At 69.7% G+C, this 24,232-nt stretch carries 19 protein-coding genes; 7 read left to right on the top strand and 12 right to left on the bottom strand.

The window, feature by feature from the left end:
- Positions 1-86 precede the first annotated feature (86 nt).
- A complete protein-coding gene (locus tag BM362_RS08710; protein ID WP_093572656.1) occupies positions 87-2,327 on the top strand; it encodes a helicase-associated domain-containing protein in 2,241 nt (746 codons plus the stop codon).
- Positions 2,328-2,450: 123 nt separating this feature from the next.
- Here BM362_RS08710 and BM362_RS08705 read toward each other — a convergent pair whose 3' ends face one another.
- From BM362_RS08705 to BM362_RS08680, 6 genes are all read right to left on the bottom strand, one after another.
- The gene (locus tag BM362_RS08705; protein ID WP_067594785.1) at positions 2,451-3,428 is read right to left on the bottom strand and encodes a DUF742 domain-containing protein; all 978 of its coding nucleotides are present in this window, start codon (positions 3,426-3,428) and stop codon (positions 2,451-2,453) included.
- A 3-nt stretch (positions 3,429-3,431) separates the two neighbouring features.
- Positions 3,432-3,863 (bottom strand): roadblock/LC7 domain-containing protein, encoded by a 432-nt coding sequence (locus tag BM362_RS08700; RefSeq protein ID WP_009083953.1) that lies wholly within the window; start codon positions 3,861-3,863, stop codon positions 3,432-3,434.
- Positions 3,864-4,315: 452 nt separating this feature from the next.
- Entirely contained in the window at positions 4,316-4,921 is a 606-nt protein-coding gene (locus tag BM362_RS08695) for a GTP-binding protein (protein ID WP_067594789.1), read from the bottom strand.
- The gene (locus BM362_RS08690; RefSeq protein ID WP_067594792.1) at positions 4,902-5,669 is read right to left on the bottom strand and encodes a DUF742 domain-containing protein; all 768 of its coding nucleotides are present in this window, start codon (positions 5,667-5,669) and stop codon (positions 4,902-4,904) included. The genes BM362_RS08695 and BM362_RS08690 overlap by 20 nt, the downstream gene beginning before the upstream one ends.
- Before the next feature lie 27 nt (positions 5,670-5,696).
- Positions 5,697-6,173, bottom strand: a complete 477-nt coding sequence (locus tag BM362_RS08685; RefSeq protein ID WP_369871052.1) for a roadblock/LC7 domain-containing protein — start codon at positions 6,171-6,173, stop codon at positions 5,697-5,699.
- On the bottom strand, positions 6,170-9,250 hold the full coding sequence (locus BM362_RS08680; RefSeq protein WP_208865117.1) for a sensor histidine kinase: 3,081 nt from the start codon (positions 9,248-9,250) through the stop codon (positions 6,170-6,172). The genes BM362_RS08685 and BM362_RS08680 overlap by 4 nt, the downstream gene beginning before the upstream one ends.
- A 700-nt stretch (positions 9,251-9,950) precedes the next feature.
- Here BM362_RS08680 and BM362_RS08675 point away from each other — a divergent pair.
- From BM362_RS08675 to BM362_RS08660, 4 genes are read left to right on the top strand one after another with little or no spacing between them, the layout of a single operon-like run.
- Positions 9,951-10,913 (top strand): ABC transporter substrate-binding protein, encoded by a 963-nt coding sequence (locus BM362_RS08675; RefSeq protein WP_067594829.1) that lies wholly within the window; start codon positions 9,951-9,953, stop codon positions 10,911-10,913.
- 1 nt (position 10,914) lies between these two features.
- Positions 10,915-11,682 (top strand): ABC transporter permease, encoded by a 768-nt coding sequence (locus tag BM362_RS08670; protein WP_067594799.1) that lies wholly within the window; start codon positions 10,915-10,917, stop codon positions 11,680-11,682.
- Positions 11,679-12,503 carry an ABC transporter permease gene (locus BM362_RS08665; RefSeq protein ID WP_067594802.1) on the top strand — a complete coding sequence of 275 codons (825 nt, stop codon included), beginning with the start codon at positions 11,679-11,681 and terminating at the stop codon, positions 12,501-12,503. Before BM362_RS08670 ends, BM362_RS08665 begins: the two co-directional genes overlap by 4 nt.
- 14 nt (positions 12,504-12,517) lie before the next feature.
- On the top strand, positions 12,518-13,369 hold the full coding sequence (locus BM362_RS08660) for an ABC transporter ATP-binding protein (protein WP_067594805.1): 852 nt from the start codon (positions 12,518-12,520) through the stop codon (positions 13,367-13,369).
- A 15-nt stretch (positions 13,370-13,384) separates the two neighbouring features.
- On the opposite strand, the gene BM362_RS08655 is transcribed toward BM362_RS08660, so the two are convergent.
- The 5 genes from BM362_RS08655 to BM362_RS08635 form a co-directional block, all read right to left on the bottom strand.
- Positions 13,385-13,699, bottom strand: coding sequence for a hypothetical protein (locus tag BM362_RS08655; RefSeq protein ID WP_093572653.1), 315 nt, complete (start codon positions 13,697-13,699; stop codon positions 13,385-13,387).
- 361 nt (positions 13,700-14,060) lie between these two features.
- Positions 14,061-15,278 carry an acyl-CoA dehydrogenase family protein gene (locus BM362_RS08650; protein ID WP_208865116.1) on the bottom strand — a complete coding sequence of 406 codons (1,218 nt, stop codon included), beginning with the start codon at positions 15,276-15,278 and terminating at the stop codon, positions 14,061-14,063.
- 101 nt (positions 15,279-15,379) lie between these two features.
- Entirely contained in the window at positions 15,380-17,020 is a 1,641-nt protein-coding gene (locus BM362_RS08645; protein ID WP_067594814.1) for a S53 family peptidase, read from the bottom strand.
- 326 nt (positions 17,021-17,346) lie between these two features.
- Complete coding sequence (locus BM362_RS08640) at positions 17,347-18,024, bottom strand: copper homeostasis protein CutC (protein ID WP_067594816.1); 678 nt, start codon at positions 18,022-18,024, stop codon at positions 17,347-17,349.
- A gap of 3 nt (positions 18,025-18,027) precedes the next feature.
- On the bottom strand, positions 18,028-20,691 hold the full coding sequence (locus BM362_RS08635; RefSeq protein ID WP_093572651.1) for a sensor histidine kinase: 2,664 nt from the start codon (positions 20,689-20,691) through the stop codon (positions 18,028-18,030).
- A gap of 136 nt (positions 20,692-20,827) precedes the next feature.
- On the opposite strand from BM362_RS08635, the gene BM362_RS08630 reads away from it, so the two are divergent.
- Positions 20,828-21,847 carry an ABC transporter substrate-binding protein gene (locus BM362_RS08630; RefSeq protein WP_093572650.1) on the top strand — a complete coding sequence of 340 codons (1,020 nt, stop codon included), beginning with the start codon at positions 20,828-20,830 and terminating at the stop codon, positions 21,845-21,847.
- A gap of 42 nt (positions 21,848-21,889) precedes the next feature.
- Here BM362_RS08630 and BM362_RS08625 read toward each other — a convergent pair whose 3' ends face one another.
- Complete coding sequence (locus BM362_RS08625) at positions 21,890-22,507, bottom strand: LppU/SCO3897 family protein (protein ID WP_093572649.1); 618 nt, start codon at positions 22,505-22,507, stop codon at positions 21,890-21,892.
- A 78-nt stretch (positions 22,508-22,585) separates the two neighbouring features.
- Here BM362_RS08625 and BM362_RS08620 point away from each other — a divergent pair, with 78 nt between their 5' ends.
- On the top strand, positions 22,586-24,232 hold the full coding sequence (locus BM362_RS08620) for a DNA repair helicase XPB (RefSeq protein WP_093572648.1): 1,647 nt from the start codon (positions 22,586-22,588) through the stop codon (positions 24,230-24,232).

Here is a 24,232-nt window from a genome sequence, read left to right as displayed (position 1 = left end):
CTCCGAGGCCCTCGTCCGGCAAACTCGACCACAGTCTGCCCGAACACGTCTCGTGCGCGCGCACCCGCCCGGTATCCTGGGTGTCTATGCCCGCGACCTCTCTGGCGGACTGGCTGCGTGCGGAGTCCGACGACGCACTCGCCGAATTGCTGCGCACGCGTCGCGATTTGTCCACCCCTCCTCCGTCCGACACCACTGTGCTCGCCACCCGTGCGGGCACGCCGGGATCGGTCGCCCGCGCCTGCGAAGACCTCGATACGTTCACCCTCGCGGTGATCGACGCGCTGCTGGTCGCCGGTGCGGACGTCGAGCCGAAGCCGGTGTCCGCGGTGACGGCGCTGGTCGGCCGTGAGGTGAGCGAACCGCTCGCCCGGCTGCGCGCTCGGGCGCTCGTCTGGGGCACCGACGACGAGTTGCGGGTACCGCCCGCGGCCCGCGACGCGCTCGGTCCGTTCCCAGCCGGGCTCGGCGCGCCGTCTCCCGCATTGGCCGCCACCGACATCGGCGCGCGGCTCGCGGAGGTCGGCGACGACGAGCGAGCCGTGCTCACCGCGCTGGCCGCCGGGCCGCCGATCGGCCGCACCCGCGACGCGAGCTTCGACGTCGGGCTGTCCGACGCGGCCACACCGGTGCAGAAGCTCCTCGCGCGCGGTCTGCTGCTGCGCCGCGACGACCAGACCGTCGAGCTACCCCGGGAGCTCGGCCTCCTGCTGCGCGGCGGGCACGCGTTCGAACCGGACACGCTGGTCGAGCCGCAGCTGCCCGTCCATCCGCATCGCACGGACACGGTGGACGAAACCGCAGCCGGCGAGGCGATGGAGTTGTTGCGGCAGACGGAATCCCTGCTGCGGATGTGGTCGGATTCGCCGCCGCCGGTGCTCAAGGCGGGCGGACTCGGCGTCCGCGAACTGAAGAAGATCGCGAAAGATCTCGAAGTCGACGAGACCCGTGCGACGCTGCTCGCGGAGCTGGTCGTCGGCGCGGGACTCGTTGCGGACAGCGAAAACACCGCACCCGAGTACGTGCCGACCATGCTCACCGACAGCTGGCTCGCGTCGCCTTCGGTGCAGCGGTGGATGACGCTCGCGCAGGCGTGGCTGGAACTTCCGCGGCTGCCTGGTCTCGCCGGTGGTCGCGACGCGAAGGACAAGCCGATCGCGCCGCTGTCCGAAGAGTTGCGACGACCGCTCGCGCCGGTTTCGCGGCACCGCGTGCTTTCCGCGCTGGCTGAGCTGAATCCGGGCGCAGGCGTGAAAAGTGTCGACGAGCTGGTGGCCGTGCTGGCTTGGCGCGCGCCTCGGCGAGGTGGTCGGCTGCGCGACGAAACCGTCCGCTGGACGATGGCCGAGGCGACCGCGCTGGGCCTCGTCGGCCTCGGCGCCCTCACCACCGCCACGCGGCTGCTCCTGGAGGACGACCGCCCCGGTGCGGTCGAGGCAATGCACGACGCGCTCCCCGCACCGGTCGACCACGTGCTGGTGCAAGCCGACCTGACGGTTGTCGCGCCGGGCCCGCTGGAGCCGGAACTGGCGGCGAACATGGCCGCGGTCGCGGACGTCGAATCCGCTGGCCACGCAACGGTTTACCGGGTCACCGAGCCCTCGGTGCGGCGCGCGCTGGACACCGGACGAACCGCGGACGAACTGCACGCGATGTTCCGCGCCAAGTCGGCGACCCCGGTGCCGCAAGGCCTCACGTACCTGATCGACGACGTCGCCCGCCGCCACGGACGGCTTCGCGGCGGTACCGCGGGATCGTTCCTGCGCTGCGACGACGAAGCTCTGCTCGCCGAAGTCCTCGCGAATCCGGTGGCCGCGGAGTACGACCTGCGACTGATCGCGCCGACGGTGCTGATCAGCTCCGCACCGTTGGCCGAAGTACTGGAAGCTTTGCGCGGCGCGGGTTTCGCTCCCGCGGCGGAAGGTCCAGACGGCCGGGTGGTCGACCTGCGCCCCACCGGACGACGGCTCCCCGCCCGCGCCCGCACGGCTCGCGCCCGGCCAGGCGAACAGGCCGTGCTGACCGACGAACAGGCGACGCGGATCGTGTCGAACCTCCGCGCGGGAGACCAAGCTTCGGCCCGCCGCCGGGGTTCGGCAGTGCGCGCGCCGGGTGGCGGCGGTGCGGACACGACGGCGACACTCGACCTGCTGTCCCGCGCGACGCTCGAACAACGCGAGGTGTGGATCGGCTTCGTCGACTCCCGCGGTACGGCGAGCCAGCGCGTGGTGCGCCCGCTGCGGGTCGGCGGCGGAGTACTGGAAGGCGCGAACCATGAGCGGTATCCGTTGCACCGCATCACTTCCGCTGCGCTGGTCGAGGACTGAGGCCGCCCCGACGTGGCAGTGGGGCACTTCCGATCGGGCGAACCGAGCCGGACGGGAAGTCGAGGCTGGCGGTAGCGGCAAAACCGGTTCGGCGGAGCGGAGGCAGTACGTCGTTTCCAGCGGTCAGAGGTTGCGAAGACCCTGCAGCACCCGCTCCATGAACTCCCTCGACGAACGGTCGCCCAGCACCAGATCGGTCTGGTGCAGCATGACCAGTCCGATGTCCGCCATGTCCCCCACCAAGACCTTCACCACGCCGAGCGGCAGGTGCAGGTGCGCGGCGATCTCCGCGACCGACCGGGTGTCCAGGCACAGATCGCAGATCCGCCGGTGCTCGATCGAGCGGACCCCGCGGTAGCGGCGGCCCTCGTCACTGGTGGAGACCAGGGCCTCCAGCGCGAGGTTGTGGTCCGAGTGGGTCCGCCCGCGGGTCCGTGCGTACGGCCGCACACGCGACTTCGTCGGCTGTACCGGCGGCTCGGGCTGCGCAGCCTCCTCCTCGGACCAGAACCGGTCCAGTTCGGACACTCCGGAGGGCGGTCCGGGGTCGGCGTACCGGTCGTCCACCGGGGGCTCTTCGGCCAGCGCGTGCCGGCTGCGGGTGGCCTGCTCGACGTGCTGGCGCTGGTACGCCGAGCCTTCCGGGACCACGCGATCGTCCGGGCCGGGCGAACCGGCGTACTCGTCGAAGGAATACGGGTCGTGCACCGCGGGACGGCCAGGCGGGGGTTCTTCCCAGCGGTGGTGCTGCTGAGGCTCTTCCCAGTAACCGGATTCGCCGTCCTCGACCCATTCGTAGCCCTCATCCCAGCTCTCCTCCGGAACCGGAGCGGGAGCGGGCGGCGGGGCCACCGGACGCGGGGCGACCGTCTGCCGCACCGGACGCGGCGCGGGCGCGGGCACCGGACGCCGCGCAGGCGGCTGCGCATGCCGCGCAGACGGCGGCGGTGGAGGCGTGGCCCGAGGCTGCCGATGCGGCAACCGCAGGCTCAGCGAACTCAGCTCGTACCGGCTCGGCGAGTCGTAGGACTCCCGTTCCGTGCCTTTGTGGAGGGCGTCCCAGGCACCCGTGTCCTGGTCTCCGAAACCCGAGATCTTCATCGGCTACCCCAGCACCCCGCCGCCCTGCAGCTGCGCGCGCAGCTCCGGCGTGATCTGCTCGCCGACCCGCTCGACCAGCAGGGTCATTTCGTACGCGACGGTCCCGATGTCACACGTCGGCGCGGCGAGCACGGCCAGACAGGACCCGTCCGAGACCGACATCAGGAACAAATACCCGCGTTCCATCTCGACCACGGTCTGGTTCACGCCGCCCGCCTCGAAGCACCGCGCCGCGCCCTGGGTCAGGCTGATCAGCCCGGACGCCACCGCCGAGAGCTGCTCGGCGCGTTCCTGCGGCAATCCCTCCGAAGGCGCGAGCATCAGTCCGTCCGCCGACACCAGCACCGCGTGCGCCGCACCCGGGACCCGGCGCACGAAATCCGAGATCAGCCAGCTGAACGTGCCCTGGTCCGCTGGCCGGTCGGAATCGGTCACTGCCCCTCCAAGCTCCTCGAACGCTGCCGGACGCCCGTTCGCCGCCTCGGGCCATCCTTGCCCGGCCGCGGTGAAGTCGTCGTTCCAGCGTATTCACGCACCCGGTCGTGTCGAGCGTGTGCCCGGGCACGGTACGTGTCTGCCGGATGTAACGTCGCGCGAACGCATGCACAACCACGCATTCGCGGGTCACTCGGTGGTGGCGGCGGCCACCGTGCGCAGCGGGATGTCCGTGCAGGTCACCGCCGGTCCGACGCCCCGATCAGGGGCGGCCGGCCTCGGCCGCGAGGGGGCAGGACTACTCAGCCTGCCCCGCTCGGAGGCACCACTCCCCGAAGCGGGTGAAGCCCGTGGAGTTCACTCCAACGGCCGCACCCGAGCCGGGGTGTAGCAGGAATCTCGGAGTCGGCGGACGCCTCCTTCGCAGACGGCGGCGGGGACCGCGAGCGGGACTAGCCCGCCCGCAAAGCCGTGTCGTGCGCGATCGCGTGCTGCACGACCGAGATCAGCACCTGCTTCGCCGAATCCCGCTCCCGCGCGTCGCACGCCATGATCGGCACCGACGGCGAGATGGTGAGCGCGTGCCGCACGTCCTCGATCTGGTGGTGCAGCAGCCGGTCGAAGCAGTTGATCGCCACGACGTAGGGCAGCTTCCGGTTCTCGAAGAAGTCGATCGACGGGAACGCGTCCGCGAGCCGGCGCGTGTCCACCAGCACGACCGCGCCGATCGCGCCGACGGCGAGGTCGTCCCACATGAACCAGAACCGATGCTGGCCCGGCGTGCCGAACACGTACAGCACCAGGTCGGAGTCGAGCGAGATCCGGCCGAAGTCCATGGCCACCGTGGTGGTCGACTTGTTCGGCGTGGCCGACACGTCGTCGTGGCCCACGCTGGCCTCGGTCATCATGGCCTCGGTGGTCAGCGGGTCGATCTCGGAGATCGCCCCGACCATCGTCGTCTTGCCCGAACCGAACCCACCCGCGACCACGATCTTGGCCGACGAGGTCGGACCCGTATGCGGTGTGTTCGCGTCGGAGTCAAATTCTCCGAAGCCCACTGAGCACCCTTTCCATGAACTCGATACTGGGGCGGTCGCCCGAATTCGTGCTGCTGCTCGTGTGCACGAGCACCAGGCCGAGGCCCGCCACGTCACCAATCAGCACCCGCACCACGCCGAGCGGCAGCCGCAGCAGCGCGGCCACCTCGGCGACCGACCGGGTGTCGAGGCACAAGTCGCAGATCGACCGGTGCTCCGGCACCCGGACGCGGTCAAGCACCCGGCCCTGCTCGCTCGTCGACACCAGCGCCTCGATCGCGAGGTCGTAGGTCGGTTTCGTGCGCCCGCGGGTGCGGAAGTAAGGCCGGACCAGCCCGGAGGTCTCGACCTCGGCGGGCTCGTCCGCGTATTCCCTTGCCGCCTGCATCGGCAGCGCCGCGGCCAGGTCGTTCGATGACGGCCCCGGCGACCCGTCGCGTTCGGCGCTGAACGCGGCGAACTCGGCCGAGTCGTACAGCGGTCCGCTCGCCCCGCCGAACAGCTCCGAACCGGGCCCGCCGAGCAGCCGCTCGCGGTACCCGGGCACCGCGGTGATGCCCGGCTGCTGCCCGGCGTTGGAATCGGTCAGCCAGTTCGGCGGTTCGCGCACCGGCTCGGAATCCGCGGCTTGGACGTCCCTCGAACGCCATTCGCGGTCGACCCGGTCCCGGAAGGACTTCCAGTCCTCCCGGCTCTGATCCCGATCGCCCCAGCCCCCGGTGTGCTCGTCACCGAGCCGGCCGTCGCCGCGCAAGCGCCCGTCGTCCACGGTTTACTCCTGTAGTCCTAGGTCCGCCTAGCGACGGACCGCAGCGCCCTGCAGTTGTGCCCGCATCTCCGGTGTCAGCTGCTGGCCGACCCGTTCGACCAGCAGAGTCATCTCGTACACCACCAAGCCGATGTCGCTCTCCGGCGAGCCCAGCACCGCGAGGCACGAGCCGTCGGACACCGACATCAGGAAGAGAAATCCGTTCGCCATCTCGACCACGGTCTGCGCGACCGGGCCGCCCTCGAACACCTTCGCCGCCCCGCGCGCGAGGCTGGTCAGCCCCGAGGCGACTGCCGCCAGCTGGTCCGCCCGGTCCTTCGGCAGCCCGCGCGAAGACGCGAGCAGCAGACCGTCGGCCGAGACGACCACCGCGTGCGCCGCACCGGGCACCCGGTGCACGAAGTCCGTGATCAGCCACGCGAAGCTGCTCGCCGCGCTGCCGCCGGCCTGCCTGCCGTTCGGCTGCACCGAGCCGCCTCCCGGCTGCACTCCCGCCCGTGTCACTCTCGCTCCTCACTGCTGTCGCTCACATACCCGGCCCCGGTGACGCGAACCCCGTCGTCGTCGAGCCGGGCTTCCGGCGGCCGCTCCTTCAGCGCGTGCCTGCCGGACTTGTACCCACGCTGGAAGCTTGCCATCCGGCTGCGGGCAGCCGTCGCCGAGCGGGTCATCGCACCCGTTCCGGGCATTCCGGCGGTCGCGTCGGTGAACGAGTTCTGCGCCTGCGCCGGTTCCGGCGCGTTGCCGATCGAGCCGGGGACCAGGTACGCGTTGGGCACACGCTTGGGCAACCCGGCGGACGTGACCTCCTCGTTCTTGGCTTCGAGCAGCGACTGCGCCGCCTGCCAGCCCTCGTCGGAGACGCTGTGCCAGCTGTCGTCCTCCGGCTCGTCGGAACCGGGGTAGAGCGGCGTCGACTCCAGCCGCTTGCTCGCCTGCCGCACCGGCTCGACCGGAGTCTCGTCCCGCTGCTCCGGCTCGGCGGCCGGAGCAGCGGCGGCTTCCGGCTCCGGTTCCGGAGCGGCCGACTGCGGCGTTCCGGTACCGGCTTCGCCGTCCTCGCCCTCGCTGAACCAGCGCGACAGCACCGACTGGTAGATCGGCAGCCGCCGGGTGGGCACGTCGTCCTCAAGCGCGGCGGAACCGTCCGGCTCGGCGGGCGGCTGCTCCTTCGGCGCTTCCGGCGCGACGTACTTCGGCTCCCGCTTCGGCAGCACCAGCGGCGGGAATTCGGTCTGCGCCAGGCTCGCGCCCTCGCCGTACGACTCGCGAGTGAGCGGCGCGAGGTCCTCCGCGGTCGGCCACGCCGGGGCCTCCGAGGCGGGCGTGGCCGGGCTGAGGAACGGACCGGCCGCGCGGTTGCCCGCGACGAGGTCGTCGAGGCTGATCGGCTGGTCGAGCGGAACCAGGCCGCCGTTCTCGGACGCTGCGCCGGAGCCGGTCGAGCCCATCGCCTCGGTCAGCTCGGCGGCCGCGGGCGGCGGCGCGAGCGGAAGCGGGTTCGACGGTTCCGGATCGCGGTTCAGCGGCGGGAGGCTCGGGTGCGAGACCTCGTTGCGGTTCGGCGGCGGCGGGGTGTTCCGCATCACCGGGGATGCGGTCCGGACCTGGGTGAGCAGTTCGACCGGGACCACGACGCGGGCGATGACGCCGCCTTCGATGTCCTCGTTCTCGCGCAGCCGCACCTCGATGCCGTGCCGCTGGGCCAGCCGGGCGACCACGTACAGACCCATTCGCCGGGTCACCGACACGTCCAGGTCCGGCGGATCGGCGAGCCGTTCGTTGACCTCGGCGAGGCGCTCCTCACTCATCCCGACGCCGTGGTCGGTGACCTGGATCGCCAGCGCCTTCTTGCGCGTGATGACCGCGCGGACGGTGATCTTGGTTTCCGGTTCGGAGAAGTAGGTCGCGTTGTCGAGCAGTTCCGCGAGCACGTGCACGAGGTCGTGGATCGCGAGGCCCTGCACCGCGACCTCGGGCACGATGCCGATCTCGATGCGGGCGTACTGCTCGATCTCCGACACCGCCGCGCCGATCACGTCGGCCGCCGGCACCGGCTTGGGCACCGACTTCGCGAGGCCCGCGCCCGAAAGCACCAGCAGCGATTCGCCGTTCCGGCGCAACCGGGTCGCCAGGTGGTCGAGTTCGAACAGGCTCGCGAGATGGTCCGGGTCCTGCTCGTCGGCCTCGAGCCGGTCGATGACGCCGAGCTGGCGTTCCACCAGCCGCTGCGACCGCCGGGAGAGGTTCACGAAGATGCCGTTGACGTTCTCGCGCAGCAGTGCCTGTTCGGCGGCCATCTTGACCGCCTGCTCGTGCACCACGTCGAACGAGCGCGCCACTTCGCCGATCTCGTCGCGGGTGAGGACCGGAACCGGGTCGACCGCCTTCTTCGAGGCGTTGACCGGGTCCGGGTCGTCCAGGATGGCCTGCACGGTTTCCGGCAGCCGGGTGTAGGCGACGTCCAGCGCGGTCTTCCGCAGCACTCGCAGCGGGCGCAGCATCAGCCGGGCGATGACGAGCATCAGCATCAGCGCGGCAATCAGCGCGGCGAGGACGATGACCCCGCCGACCCAGGCCGAGCGCACCGCGTTGCTGGCCAGTTCGTCGGCCTGGGCACGCAGCTGGGTCAGCAGGTTGACCTCGACCGCGCGCAGCTTGTCGGCGGCGACCGTGGAGTCCTGGCCGAGCTTGGCGCCGTCGAGGTTGAGCGGCTGGCTCTGCTGGGCGAAGGAGAACGCCTGCGTCTGCAACCGCCGGCGCTCGTCGACCTCGGGGCCGGAGTAGGTGTCGTTGTAGAGCTGGACCTGGTCGCCGGTGGCGTTGGCGAGGAACGCGGTGATCGACGCGTCGCCACTGGCCTCGGCGGCCCGGGTCTCGTCGATCAGGTTGCCCGGAAAACCGTCGCGGAACGCGGCGATCTGCAGCGCGGAGTCGCCGCGGAGGATGTACTCCTTCGCCTCGCTGATCGACTGCGTGCTCGTGCCGAGGCGGAGCAGGTCGCGGTTGGTGGTCGCGGTGGAGACCTCGCGGCCGAGCTGGATCAGCGAGTCGAGCACCGAGGAATAGGTGTCGAGCACCGCGCGGTCGGAGTAGGCCGACGTGGTCATCGCCGCGCGCAGCGGGCGCAGCGCGTCGAGACGCTGGAGGCCGTGCGCGTAGCGGTCGCTGGCCGCCTGGTCGTCATTGTCGAGGTTGACCGCGGCGTTGCGCAGGTCGTCGACGTCCCGGTCGACCTTCGCCATCTGCGCGTCGAGGCCGGTCTGGCGCAGCGGGTCGCCGGAAGAGATCCGGACCACGGCCAGCGCGCGCTCGCGCTGCAGGTCGTGCACCACCGCGGTGACCTTCTCGGCGAAGGCGACCTGGTTGGCGGTGTGGTTGAGGTCGACCGCCGACTGCACGTCGTCGACCACGCGCAGGACACCGAGCACCAGCGCGGTGATCGTGGGGATGAGAAGAATGAGCGCGAGCTTGGACCGCAATCGCCAGTTGCCGAGCGCGAGCCAGGATCGCTGCTGCGCGGTCCCCGCGTTCTCCTGAGCGGAGGCCTCCCCTGCCCCCGCGGTGTCTTCGTTCGGCACCGCCGCACCACCGTCCGGGCCCGAGGGGCCCGTTGATTCCGAACCTGCCGTGCTCGTGGCCACTACGCGCACGCTCCCGGCAGGTAATCCGCCACCTGAGTGGTCTGGACCGCGTCCCGGACTGTTACACCCTTTCGAGTGAAAAGATCGACTTCGCGGTGCGGCTGCCCGTCGCCTCGGGCGCGGAATCGGTTCAGGTCTGGCATGACGTTCGGTCCCCGCACGTGGTCGATCTCTTAGTCCGTTCGGCCGAGGCCACCCCGCACCGGCTCGTCGCCGGCGTGCGCGGAGAGCCTTTTCCCAAGTCCCGGCTCTCACTACATCGGTGGTCCACACCTCACATTGCAGGAGCAGAGGGTAGCGAACGCCTGGCCCATTTGTAACCCTCCAGAAGTTGCCCGGAGAGCACCCAGGCAGCGGATCAAGGCCCATCGGGCATCCACGGGTCGTTCACTTACCCCGGCATACCAGCGGATTCGATCACCTGATCGAGTGACGAGTGCCACTTCTGAATCGTATATGAACACCCATTGTGAGTGATCGTCCTGGTTCTCTACAGTAGCCGCGTGACTCCGGACAATGAGCCACCTTCCCCCCGCGTCCATGCCAGACGCGGGCCCATTTGCTAGGAGCGACCTTGTTTGATGAAGCGGTGAGCAGCCGGCGCGATTACGGCAGGCGCGGGTTCCTGTCGCTCGCGATGGCGGGCGGCGTGGCCTTGACTGCCAGCGGATGCGGCCTGCTGGGCGGATCGGACGATTCGGGCAGCTCGAAGGGTGGCTCCGGGGTCGAGAAGGCCAAGATCAAGGTCTCGATCATGCCGACGATCGACGTGGTGCCTTTCCACCTCGCGGTCCAGAACGGCTACTTCAAGAACGAGGGACTCGAGGTCGAGGCCGTCGACGCCGCCAGCGGTGACGCGTCGCTGCAGAAGCTGCAGGCGGGCGAGGTCGACATCGCCTACTCCAGCTACACGCCGTTCTTCATCGCCAAGAGCAAGGGCGCCGCGGACATCAAGCTCGTCGCCGACGCCTCCTCGGCGGGCCCGAAGAGCACCGAGGTCGTGGCGATGCCGAACAGCAACATCAAGAACGTGCACGACCTGGCGGGCAAGCGGATCGGGATCACCGCCACCAACACGATTTGCGACACCCTGACCAAGTCGGTCATGCGCGACAACGGCGTGAGCTTCAACGACGTGCAGTGGGTTTCCCTGCGGTTCCCGGACATCGGCCCCGCGGTCAAGCGCGGCAACATCGACGCGGGCTTCCTGACCGAGCCGTTCATCACGCAGTCGGCGAAGGTCAACGGGACGGTCGAGGTCATCGACACCGCGTCCGGGGGCACCAAGGACTTCCCGACCGCGGGCTACGGCTCGCTCGGCAAGTTCACCGACGCCAACCCGAAGACCGTCGCGGCCTTCCAGCGCGCGATGCTGCGCGCCACCAAGGAATCGGCCGACCGTTCCAAGATCGAGCCGCTGATGATCCAGTTCTCGAAGGTGGACGAGGCGACCGCGAAGATCACGAACCTGCTGACCTTCCAGTCCACTTTGGACGCCCGGCGCATCCAGCGGGTGCCCGACCTGCTGCAGCAGTTCGGTTCCATCCAGTCCAAGATCGACGTCCAGTCGATGATCGTCCCGCAGGCGAACGCGTCCTGACGTGCGCCTCGTCCGGAACCTGACCGGCCTGCTCGGCTTCCTCCTGATCTGGGAGGCCGTCGTGCGGGCCGGTCTGATCGACCAGAACGACCTTCCCCCGCCGACCGTGGTGTTCGCCCGGATCGGCGAACTGTTCGGCGACGTCGAATTCGTCCGCGACGTGGTCGCCTCGGTGCTCGCGTGGCTGATCGCACTGCTCATCTCGATCGCCATCGCGGTCCCGGCCGGTCTGCTGCTCGGCAGCGTCCGCTGGCTGCGCGACGCGACCAAGGCGATCGTCGAATTCCTGCGGCCGATTCCTTCCGTGGCACTGATTCCGCTGGTGCTGATCGTCGTCGGCGGCGGCCCGGAAGCGAAGATCACGCTGGCTGTGTACGCGGCGGTGTGGCCGATTCTCTTCAACACCATTTACGCGCTGGCCGAGATCGACCCGCTGCTGCTGGAAACCGCGCGCACGTACGGAACTCCGCGTTCGCGGGTGCTGACCTCGGTCGCGCTGCCGCACGCCGCGCCGTTCGTGTTCACCGGGATCCGGTTGTCCGCCGCGATTTCGCTGATCCTGGTGATCAGCACGGAATTCCTGGCCGGGGCGAAACTCGGCATCGGGCAGTTCGTGCTCGAAGCCAGTTCCGGGCCGGGCCGGATGGATCTGGTGCTCGCCGGAACGGTGGTCGCCGGGCTGCTCGGCTACCTCGTGAACGAGGGCCTGGAACGACTGGGCAATCGGCTGTTCCGCTGGAGCAGCGCTGTCGAAGGAGCCGCCGCGTGAGTGTGGTCGAGAAGCCCTCCACCGTCACGCGCCGGGTGAGCCGCGGCCTCAGCGGGTTCGCCCGCAAGTGGCTGCTGTTCGCGATTCTGGTGGTGCTGTGGGAGATCGCGACGCAGCTGAGCGAAAGCGTGTTCTTTCCGCCGCCGTCGAAGATCGCCGCCGCGGCCGCGAAACTGTGGTTCTCCGGCCCGGTCTCGCACCTGTTCCTCGGCGACCCGGTGTTCGACCACATCCTGCCAAGTCTCGGCAGGCTGCTCGGCGGCTGGCTGCTGGCGGTGGTGATCGGCGTCGCGCTCGGCACCGCGCTCGGCCGCTCGCGCACCGGGATGGACTACGTGGGGCCGCTGTTCGCGTTCTTCCGTGCCATTCCGCCGCCCGCGCTGGTGCCGGTGTTCATCATCCTGTTCGGCATCGGCCCTGGCATGCAGACCGCGACGATCATCTTCAGTTCGCTGTGGCCGGTGCTGATGAACACAGTGGACGGTGTCCGCTCGGTCGACAAGGTCAAGGTCGAGACGGCCCGCGCGTTCCGGACGCCGAAGCGGTACTGGATCGGGCTGGTCGTGCTGCCCTCGGCGCTGCCGAAGATCTTCGCCGGGCTTCGGGTGTCGCTTTCGATCGCGCTGATCCTGATGGCGATCTCCGAACTGGTGGGGGCGCTCAACGGCATCGGCTACGCGCTGCTCGCCGCCCAGCGTTCGTACGACTTCGACCAGATGTGGGCGTGGATCGTGCTGCTGGGCATCCTCGGGTACGCGTTCAACGCCGCGCTCCTCGGCATCGAACGCCGGGTGCTCGGCTGGCAGCCCGGCCGGAACTAGGAAGGTTTCCCGTTATGTCGACCATGCTCGAGGTCTCCGGCCTCAGCCACCGCTACGGCAGCGGCGAGTCCGCGCACGTCGCGGTCAACGAACTGTCGTTCACGGTGGAGACCGGGCAGCTGGCGTGCATCGTCGGCCCGTCCGGCTGCGGCAAGTCCACCCTGCTGCGCGCGATCGCCGGCCTGATCCCGCCGACCGCGGGCACGGTGAGCCTGCACGGCGACCGCGTCACCTCGGTGCCGGACGATCTCGCCGTGGTGTTCCAGGACTACAGCCGGTCCCTGTTCCCGTGGCTGTCGGTCGCGAAGAACGTGGAATTCCCGCTGCGCTGGAGCAAACTCGACAAGGCGACCCGGCGTGCCCGGGCCGCCGAAGCGCTTGAGGCGGTCGGCCTGTCGGCCGCGGTGCACAAGTACCCGTGGCAGCTTTCCGGCGGCATGCAGCAGCGGGTGTCGATCGCCCGCGCGCTGGCGAGCCGCCCGGCGCTGCTGCTGATGGACGAGCCGTTCGCGTCGGTGGACGCGCAGACGCGGTTCGAGCTGGAAGACCTGCTGCGCCGGGTCCAGGTCGAACAGGGCACGACGGTTTTGCTGGTGACGCACGACATCGACGAGAGCGTGTACCTGGGCGACCGGGTGCTGGTGCTGTCGAAGTCGCCGGCGCGGATCGTGGCGGATCTGAAGGTGGACCTGCCTGCTCAGCGGGACCAGATCACCACGCGGGAATCGACGGAATTCGTTTCGCTGCGCGGTGAAGTGGCCCGGTTGCTGCACGGTCCGGCAGTGCAGGCGGCGGCTGATCTGGCGGAGCAGGAGGCGGCGGAGGCTGCTGCTTCCGAGACTGCCGTCGTTTCGGAGAAGAAGTAGTCACCGCTTCGGGAACTACACCGAGACGTCGGCAAGGGCGTCGAGGGTACCGGAATCGAGTTGCCCGGCAACGGTTTCCGTCTCCGCGACCACCGTCGCCCGACCGTCCACACAGGACTGAAAGTGGTGGCCGGAGAAGTGCGCGCCGTCGAGGCCGAGCAGGGCGGCACCAAGGGGTTTGATGTCCCCGCTGCCCTGCACCTCTTCGACCTTCTCGCCGCCTTCGGCCTCGCTCTTCTTCGGAAACCCCGCGCGGGCAACGGAAATCACCGCAGCGTTGCCGTGCCCGTCACCGACAGCGAAGAGGTTGCGGCCAGTGGAGTTCAGCACGTAGTCGATCTCGTGTTACGCCGCCTGCTTGAGCTGTTTGAGTGTGAAGCGGCTGAAGGTTTCGTCCTCGCTGATTAAACTTCTCGCCCTCGGCCTTGCGCGTATTGAGGCTCCGGCCAGGCAGGGAATCCGCGACGTCGCCAGCAAGGTTTCCGGGCAACGCCGTCGCGGCCGGCCCGGACCCCACACTCGCGGAACCGCCGATCCCGGCCACCGTGCCGCCTCCGACGGCGGCGACCGCCACCCCGGCCACGAAGACCTTCGGTTATCGGGACTACTCGTCGGTCTTCGAGCGTTCGGAAGCGCTCAAGATAACCCCTGAGCAGCGAAAACTCACCCGGTTCCATCCGGGTTCACCCGTTCAGCCCTGAGCGCGGGAATCCGGCCCGGTCTCGTCCGGACCGATCTCCGGCAGCGTCCGCACGCCCAGCACGTTCGCCCCCACCAGTTTCCGGGTCGCCAGGTTGCCCATCGGCATGAACGTGCTCGCCTGCACGTCCCGCCACATGCGCTCGAACGGCAGCGCCTTCGTGTAGGACATGCCGCCCAGCGCGTCGACCAGCCGTTGCATCACCTGGACCGCGTTGTTCGCCGCCGTGTACTTCACCACCGCGCTGCGGGCCACACCGTCCTGGATGTCCCCGGTGAACAGGCGGCGGCTCGTCACCTCGTCGGCCTGGCGGTAGATCAGCGCGCGGGAGCTTTCCAGCAGGATCTGGCATTCGCCGATCACGTCCTGCAGCACCGGGTCCTCGGCCTTGCCGCGCCGGATCAGCGTCTGCACGGTCCAGTCGAGCGCGCCGGCCGCGATTCCCGTGTACACCGCCGAGAACGCGGGCATCGCCCAGGCCCAGACGGTTTCCAGCACCCGCGAGTCGAGGTGTTTCACCGGCAGCGAGTGCACGACCGCGGCGTCCTCGACGAATACCTTGTCCAGTTCGACGTCGTTGCTTTGGGTGCCGCGCATGCCCATGGTGTTCCACGTCTGGTGGATCGTGACGCCCGGCGCGTCCAGCGCGATCTGGCACAGCAGCAGCCGCGGGCCGCCGTCGGCGTCCTCGTAGCGGGCGGTGGTCGAGCAGTGCGTGGCGACCGCCGAGTTGGTCGCGAAGCTCTTGCGACCGGACAGTTCGAAGCCGCCCTCGACGCGGACCGCGCGGGTCTTCGCGTCGGTCATGTCGTTGCGCAGGCCTGTTTCGCTGGTGATCGACGCCCAGACCAGTTCGCCGTCCACCGCTTTGCGCAGCAGTTCCGCCAGCCGGGGCGCCTTCGTGCGCCGCCAGACGCTCGCCCACTGGCCCAGCGGCGACAGGTGCATCGTGAACGCCAGTGCGGTCGCGCCGTCGCCCATCGCCAGCCGTTCCAGCACCGGCAGGATTTCCGGCAGCCCGGCTCCGGAGCCGCCCAGTTCTTCCGGGACAGAGAGCCGGAGGAAGCCTGCTTCGCGCAGGTCGTCGTAGTTCTGGTGCGGAAAGGTGTTGTCCCGGTCGTGCACCGCCGCGCGCTCGGCGAAAATGTCCGCGAGCTTGGCGGCGCGGTCGACGAGGGCCTGCTGCTTCGGCGTCAGGAGAGGCTGCACCCGGCCATCCAAACAGCGTCCCGGATCTTGGTCAATCGGCCGAACGCTCGTGCGTGGCGATCCCGGTTCTCACCGGGATCGCCACGCACGACAACCCGCGCTCAGCCGATCAGTGTGGACAGTCCGGAGCCGTTGAACGACCCCCAGCCCGTCGTCTGGTCATACCCCTTGCCCGCCGAGAAGCCGGTGGTGCCGTTGAAGGTGTTGTTGCCGGTGGTCACATCGTGGAAACCGGAACCGTACGAGGAACCGTTGCCGATGCTGTAGAACTTCGCGTTCAGGTTGCCGAGGCCGCCCTTGTGGACCTCGTTCTGCAGCGCGGCGAAGCCCGCCCACAGCGGCGCGGCGCCCGAGGTGCCCCACACGTTACCGGTCTGTCCGCCGGAGATGATCGTGTACGCCGAACCCTTCGCGGCGTCCCCGGCGACGTCCGGGACCTTGCGCTTGGTCGTGCTCTGCTTGGACTGCCACGACGGCGCGGCGAAGATCGTCGAGATGCCGCCGCCGCCCGCTCCGCCGGAAGCGCCGTCGTTCCACGTCGTCTCGCTGCTGTAGCCGTTCGACGAGTTCACCGTCAGCTGCGTGCCGCCGACGCCGGAGACGTTCGGGCTCGACGCCGGGAAGTCCACGGCCTGGGACTTGCTGCCGGTCTGGCGGGCGCAGTCGGTGGTGCCGTCGTCGCCCGCGGCGGCGAAGTAGCTGATGCCCTCGGCGGTGCCGGTCGCGAGCGCCTTGTCGACGCTGTTGGCCGCGGCCGAGCCTTCCGCCGCCTCGCAGGAGCCCCACGAGATCGAGACCACGCTGACCTTCTTGTCCGACGCGATCTTCTGGTACATCGCCAGCTCGCCCGCGTTGGAGTTCGGGGCCTCGTACACGTAGTCGTTCGCCGGAGCGGCGAGCGCGTGCACGACCTCGATGTCCAGGTCGACTTCGGTCTCGCCGTCGCCGGGGCTGGAGTCGTAGTTGGCTCCGTTGACCGAAACCGTGCTGACCGAACCGGCCTTGAGGCTGTACTTCTTGTCGTAGGCGGTGATGTCGGACTTCTGGTAGCCGTCGAACTCGACGAAGCCGACGTTCACGCCAGCGCCGGTGGCGGACAGGCCGCTGGTGCCGTACGCGGTCTTGAGGATGGCCGGCGTCACCGGCTTGACCGCGCGGGGTGCCTGCGCCGGCTTGGCGTGGTGCTTCACCGCGTGATTGTCGAGGCCGACGACCGAATCGACCACCGCGGACACCGAAGCGGGCAATTCCGGCGCGGAGTCGTTCGCGTAGAACTTCCGGCCGGTGACCGTGTCGGTGTAATTGCCGATACGCGTATGGAAGGCGGATTCCAGCTGTCCGGCAGTTGCCGAGAAGGTGATCGCCTGCCGGTTTCCGGAGACCTCAATGCCCTGCGCACCGCTGCGTTTGAGGAAATTCACCGCCTGATCGGCTTCGGCTTGCGTTGGACCGAATGCAGCAGTGAATTGCTCCGGCGAGAGGAACCGGTGGTATTGCGGCGAGGCCGGGTCCTGCACGTCGGTCAGGAAGCGGGCCAGCGCCTGCTGGTTGTGCAGCTTGAGCGACAAGGCGGCGGGAATCTGCTGCTCAGCGGCGACATCGCCGGACCGCGCGCTGGCGGCGAGCGGTGCGGCGTTGCCGGAAAGGGCGACCAGCGGATCGGCATTCGCGACGCCGGCCACGGACAGGCACAGCAAGGCCGGCAGCGGAACCGCGGCGGCGACGAGCTTGCGCAAGCGCATGAGAATTCCTCTCGGGAGGCGGGGGCCGGGCCGGCTAAATCGCGGTACCAACCCGTATCACCGACCCTAAAAAACCGCTCGAAACAAAGAAACCTACTTTTGGCTGGCCTTAACCCGGTTGGTTTGTTTTCCACTTGCACGATTTATGACTGATTCCCACCGCAATGTCCCGGCAAATCCGGAAACCGTCGGACGTCGGAAGGCGGAAGGCCCGGACATTCCGGACCGCTTGCGCGCACACGCGCACTGTGCTCGTCAAGCAAAGAAGGGAACCTTGCCGGAATTGGAATTCCCGGCGAGGTTCCCTTCCGGAACGGACTGGAGCGTCAGCCTTTGACGAGTTCGGCCCACTCGCGCACGGCCGCCACGTCCACCGGAGCATCCCAACCGGACGGACGCACCGCGCCGCCGACGTGGAACCCGCGCACCCCGCCCGCCCGCAGCAAATGCACCTGCTGCGCCCGCAGACCGCCGCCGACTAGCAGCGCGGGGCCATCGGTCCGCCGAGCCAGCTGCTGCAGCACCGACAGTCCACTCGCGACACCGTTCGCGTGGCCCGCCGCCAGCACGGTGTCGCAGCCGAGTTCGGCCAGCACGTCGTACGCGGCGATCGGGTTGCGCGAGCGGTCGATGGCGCGGTGGAACGTCCACGGCCGCCCGTCGATCTCCTTCAGCAGCGCACGGCACGCTTCGGCATCGACCTCGCCGTCCTCGGTCAGGAAACCGAACACGAACTCCTGCGCACCCGCGGACACCAGCCGGGCCGCCGAAGCGCACAGCTCGTCGATCGCGCGAGCGTCGAAAGTGTTCTCCGCGCGCAGCATCACGCGCACCGGCAGATCAGTGGCCGCGAGCACCTCGCGCACCGTCGCCTCGCTCGGAGTGAGCCCGTCGCTGGCCATGTCGGAGACCAGTTCGAGCCGATCCGCTCCGCCCTCTTGCGCCCGCTCCGCGTCGTGGCGGCCCAGCGCGATCACTTCCAGCAGGGCGGTGTTCGAACTCATGCCTCATCCGTTTCGATCCAGTGGCGGGGTGTCTTCCCCCCTGGCGTGCCTGCCGCGCCGGAAGCCGCCTTGCAGGCTCGTCATCCGGGCGCGCACCGCGTCGGGGGAAAGCGAGAGTATCGGCCGCGGCTCCGGCTCCGCGGCGGGGCCGCCCGCCACGTCGGCGACCCGCAGGAACGGCCAGGTGTCCTCGGCCCCGTCCTCTTGTTCCAGGTGCTCGGGCGACGGCCACTGCGGTTGTTCCGCGTGCGCGGACGTCGGCCACTCCGGGGGCGCCTCGTCCGGGTCGTCGGCCGGGAACTCCGGCGGCGTTTCGCAGGTGTGCTCCGGCTCGAACGCGGGCACCTCGGGCATCGGCGCGACCACGCGCGGCTCCGGTGCCGCCGGCTCCTCTGCCGGCGCCGAGAGGTCGAACCAACGAGACAGCACGTCGCGATAAGCAGGCATCCGGTCCGTCGGCGCGTCGATCTCCAGATGCGACCGCGACGCAGGCCCCGGCCACGGCGGTGCCTCCTCGACCACCGGTGCGCGCCGCAGCGGTCCGGCGTCGTCGAGGGTCGGCGCGACCAGTTCGGCGGGCTCCGCCGGCTCCTCGGCCGGAGCCAGCGGCGCGAGCGGGGCCAGCAGCTCTGGCTCGGGCGCGGGTTCCGGTTCGACCGGAGCGGGCGGCTGCGGCAGCGGCGGGGCCTCGGTGATCAACGCCGCCGGGACGACGACCGTCGCGGTGAGCCCGCGTCCCTCGGCCGGGCTCAGCCGCACCGCGATGGCATGCCGTTCGGCCAGCGTCGCGACCACGAACAGGCCCATCCGGCGCGACACCTCGACGTCGACCTCCGGGGGATGCGCCAGCCGCGCGTTGGTGCGGTCGATCTCCGCCTGCGGCATGCCCGCACCGCGGTCGGTGATCTCGATCCGCCACGCCCCCTCCGGCGTCCGCGCGCTTTCCACGGTGACCGCTGTCTGCGGCCCGGAGTACCGGGTGGCGTTCTCCAGCAGCTCGGACACCACGTGCACCAGGTCGTTGACCGCGTCGCCGCGCACCGCGAGCGCGGGAGCCGGGCCGATCTCGATCCGCTGGTAATCCTCCACTTCAGACAGTGCGGCCCCGATGATCTCGTCGGCCACCACCGGTCCGGTGTCCTCGCGCACCAGGTCGGTGCCGGACAGCACCAGCAGGTTCTCGCTGTTGCGCCGCATCCGGGTGGCGAGGTGGTCGAGTTCGAACAGCCCGCCGAGGGTCTCCGGATCCTGTTCGCCCGCCTCCATCCGGTCGAGCACGGACAGCTGCCGCTCCACCAGGTCCTGGCTGCGCTGCGACAGGTTGACGAACATCGCGTTCACGTTCTCGCGCAGCATCGCCTGCTCGGCGGCCAGCCGGACCGCCTCGCCGTGCACCGCGTCGAATGCCCGCGCGACCTGCCCGACCTCCTCGCGGGTGAAGATCGGCACCGGCGCGACCGCCGCTCGGTGCCGCAGGTTCTCCGGAGCCGGATCTGGCTCGGTGAGCAGCCGCTGCACCGCCTCGGGCAGCCGATGGTCGGCGACCTCCAGCGCGGTGCGGCGCAGGATCCGCAACGGCCGCAGCAGCGAGCGCGCGATCACCACCGACAGGACACCGGCGACCAACAGGACACCGATGACGATTCCGCCGTCCCAGATCGTCGACGCGCGGGCGCTGGCGGCTCGCGCGTCCGTTTTCTCCTGAAGCTGGACGAGCAGCGCCTGCTGCACCTGGTGGGCGAGATTGACCGTGTAGGTCGACGCGGTGTCCCACTGGTCCGCGTCCAGGCCGGAGAGCGGCTGGTTGTTCTCCGTACGCGTGAGCGCCGACTCGACCATGTCGTTGCCGATGTCGACGACGATGCCGATCACCGTGTCCGAGTACATCCGCTGCTCGTCCGGAGTCGCGAAGGTGCGGTAGTCGCTGCGCGCGGCGGCCAGTTCGGCCTCCGCGCCGAGCAACGCGCGCGTCCGGTCCCGGTTGAGCGTGCCCTGCGCGATCGCCGCGGACATGATCGCGCGCTTGACCGACATCTGGTCCTTGATCCGCGCGAGCGCGTTCCCGGCCAGCCGCAGCCGGGCCAGGTCGGGTTCGGTGACGTCGGCCGCGGCGGTGTCGCTGATGTCGAGCAGCCCGGAGATCAGCTCGCTGTAGGAGCGAAGCACCGCGTCAGCCGGATACGCGGAGTGCTCGGCCGAATACCGGAGGCCGCCCAGCACCCGCAGCCGGTCGTCGCTCTGCTGCAGATCGCCCGCCGCGGACTCGTCCAGCCGCGCCTTGCTGTCGGCGAGCGACCGTTCGAACGCGCCGATCGCCAAGTCGACCCGGGTGCGCTGGCCGACGAGCACGTCAGTGGCCCCCTTGCGGTCGCCCGCGACGAACCGCACCGTGACGTCGCGCTCCCGCTGCAACTGGTGCACGACCTCGGCGACCGTCGTGTCGACCCGGCAGCGGGCGGCGAACTCGGCGAGCTGGCGGGCGTCGCGCAGGTCGCTGTTGACCCGGAGCCCGACCAGCACGACCACCGCGAGCGCCGGGATCAGCAGGACGGCGAAGAGCTTGGTGCGCAGCCGCCAGTTCCGCAGCCGCCACCGGCCGCCGACCGGACGCGAGGCAGCCGGATCCGTCGCGTCACCCGAACGGGGACGGTCGTCGCGACGGGTCACCTGTGCTTCCTTTTCCACCGCGGGAACCTCTGCCCACGGACGTCATCGGACTCCGGCCGGAAACTACCGCTTGGTAGTTCCCGGCGAAAAGATCGGGAAGCCACCCTGGCGGGGGCACAGCCCTGCGGGCGATCGTATGGGCAGCGGCCCATACGATCCAGCACGAGGCAGAGATTCTCCCGGCAGGGGATGGCGAGTGAAAGCGACCGGTCTGAGGTTTGCGCTGGTGGCGACGTTGTTCGCACTCAGCGGTTGTTCCGTGTTCGGATCCAGTGACGCCGGACAAGCTCAACCGCCGGAACGCGCGACGCTGCGGGTCGGCGTCGCGAGCCCGATCGAGACCGCCCCACTGCGGATCGCCGTCGCCGCGGGAAAGTTCCGCCAAGCCGGGCTGAACGTCCAGCTGGTGGAACTCGGCGACAGCGACGGCGTGGAAAAACTGAAGTCCGGACAGGTCGATGTGACGTTCGGTAGCGACGTGTCGCTGTTTCGCGCCGCCGGGTCCGGCACCGCACTGCAATTGCAGGGCGAGGCGTACACCTTCGGCCGCACGACTATCGCGCTCGTCACATTGCCCGGTTCCGACTACTCCGAACCGACCGCGAAGAAGTCGCCGAAGATCGCCGTGGACTCGCCCGACGACATCGGCGCGCTCACCGCTCGGGCGGTCCTCGGCACGGCGGGCGTCGACAAATCGAAGATCGAGTTCGTGCCCCGGCCGTTCGGCCAGATGCCCGCCGCGCTGCAGTCCGGCGACGCGGACGCGGCGCTGATGGTCGAGCCGTACATCACCCGCGCGGAGAAAGAACTGGGCGCGCAGGTCCTCGCCGACGGATCGACCGGCGCGACCCTCGACTTCCCGGCCTCGGGCTACGCCGCGACCGGCCAGTTCGCCGCCGCCAACCCGCGCACGCTGGCGGCGTTCCGGGGCGTCCTCACCCAGGCCCAGCTAGCCGCGTCCGACTCGGCGAAGGTGCGCGACGCGCTGCCGTCCTTCTCGGATATCGACCAGACCACGGCCGCGCTGATCTCGCTCGGCAGTTACCCGACCACGTTGTCGGCGACCCGGCTGCAGCGCGTGGCCGATCTGATGCACAGTTCTGGGCAGCTGGCCAACCGGCTGGACGTGGCGGCGATGCTTCCGAATGCCTGGTGAGTGGCAATCACGGTGAGAACCGCGATTGCCATTCACGAGCCCCTAAATGCTCGCCCCCGTCGGCTGCAAGCAAACCGTCCGCACCGGCGGCCCCACGTAAACCAGCGACAAATCCTTCTCCCCGCAGCTAGCCGCCGACCGCTCCCCGTCGTGCACGACCGCCCGCGCCTCCGCCTTGGGGTCGTCGCAGGCGACCTTGCCGACCTTCGACTCGTCCGAAACGTCGCGCACGCACTCGCCGGACGCGACGTTCAACGCGAGGCACAGCGTCTGGGTCGGCCTGGTGGTGCTGCGCGCCGACAAGTACAGCTCGAACGGCACATAGTCCTCGCCGCGGCAGGATGACCGGCCCTTGGCGACGGTGTCGACGCGGTAGGTGGCGGCCTGGTCGGAGCAGTCCGCTCCGGTGTAGGTCTGCGTCTTCGAGCCCAGCGACGTGAGGTAGAGGCAACTGCCCGCGACCGGCGGTCCCGCCGAGCGCACGACCGCGGCGAACCCGAACGCGCCGAACGCGCCGAGCCCGAGCGCCACGACGACGAGAGCGGCGAAGAGCCCCTTCTGCTTGCCCGACACCCGCTTCGGACCGCCCTGGACCGGCTGCCGCGGGAGCGGCTGGTACGGGTTCGCGGCCGCCGGCACGCCGAACGGTGGTGTGGTCACTGGGTCCCCTCCCGAGGCTTCGTCCCGCCATCTTGGCATCCCCGGGCCGCGGGCCGGGAGGGAACGTATAAAGGAGAGGTGACTGATGGCCCCCTGATCGTCCAGTCCGACAAAACCGTGCTGCTCGAGGTCGACAATCCGCGTGCCGACGACGCGCGGATCGCGATCGCGCCGTTCGCCGAACTGGAACGAGCGCCCGAACACGTGCACACCTACCGGATCACGCCGCTCGCGTTGTGGAACGCGCGCGCCGCCGGGCACGACGCGGAACAGGTGGTGGACGCGCTCACCACGTATTCGCGGTTCCCGGTGCCGCAGCCGCTGCTGATCGACGTAGTCGACGTGATGGGCCGGTTCGGGCGGCTGCAGATCGCCAACCACCCGGCGCACGGCCTGGTCATGGCCACGACCGACCGCGCGGTGCTGGAAGAGGTCTCGCGCAACAAGAAGATCAGCCCGATGCTGGGCTCGCGGATCGACGAGGACACGGTGATCGTGCACCCGTCCGAGCGCGGGCGGCTCAAACAGGCGCTGCTGAAGGTCGGCTGGCCCGCCGAGGACCTCGCCGGGTACGTGGACGGCGAGGCGCATCCGATCGATCTCGCCGAGGACGACTGGCGCCTGCGCGACTACCAGCGGAAGGCGGCGGAAGCGTTCTGGGCGGGCGGTTCCGGCGTCGTCGTGCTGCCGTGCGGCGCGGGCAAGACGCTGGTCGGCGCGGCCGCGATGGCGCGCGCCAAGGCGACCACGCTGATCCTGGTCACCAACACCGTCGCCGGGCGGCAGTGGAAGCGCGAACTGGTCGCGCGCACGTCGCTCACCGAGGACGAGATCGGCGAGTACTCCGGGGAGAAGAAGGAGATCCGGCCGGTCACCATCGCGACGTACCAGGTGGTCACGCGCAAGACCAAGGGCGAGTACCGGCACCTGGAGCTGTTCGATTCGCGCGACTGGGGCCTGGTCGTCTACGACGAGGTGCACCTGCTGCCCGCGCCGGTGTTCCGGATGACCGCGGACCTGCAGTCGCGGCGACGGCTCGGCCTGACCGCCACGCTGGTGCGCGAGGACGGCCGAGAGGGCGACGTCTTCTCGCTGATCGGCCCGAAGCGGTACGACGTGCCGTGGCGCGACATCGAGGCGCAAGGCTGGATCGCGCCCGCGGAATGCACCGAGGTGCGGGTGACGCTGACCGAGTCCGAACGCCTCCAGTACGCCACCGCGGACTCCGACGAGCGGTACAAGCTCGCGGCGACGGCGATGACGAAGATCCCGGTGATCCGGTCCATTGTGGACAAGCATGCCGGCGAGCCGACCCTGGTGATCGGCGCGTACCTCGACCAGCTGGAAATGCTGGGCGCGGAACTGGAGGCCCCGGTCATCCAGGGTGCGACGAAGAACAAGGAGCGGGAGGAGCTGTTCGACAAGTTCCGTCGCGGCGAACTGCGCACGCTCGTGGTGTCGAAGGTCGCGAACTTCTCGATCGACCTGCCGGAAGCGTCGGTGGCGATCCAGGTTTCGGGCACGTTCGGTTCGCGGCAGGAGGAAGCACAACGCCTCGGCCGGCTACTGCGTCCGAAGGGCGACGGACGACAGGCGCACTTCTACTCGATCGTCTCGCGGGACACAGTGGATACGGAGTATGCCGCGCACCGGCAGCGTTTCCTGGCCGAACAGGGCTACGCGTACCACATTGTCGACGCGGAGGACCTGCGTCGGCCGCTGTGA

The sequence above is a fragment of the Amycolatopsis rubida genome (genome assembly GCF_900115345.1).
In the GTDB taxonomy this organism is placed as follows: domain Bacteria; phylum Actinomycetota; class Actinomycetes; order Mycobacteriales; family Pseudonocardiaceae; genus Amycolatopsis; species Amycolatopsis rubida.
Note: the sequence above shows the minus strand (reverse complement) of the source record. Positions and strands in the feature narration are given on the sequence as shown.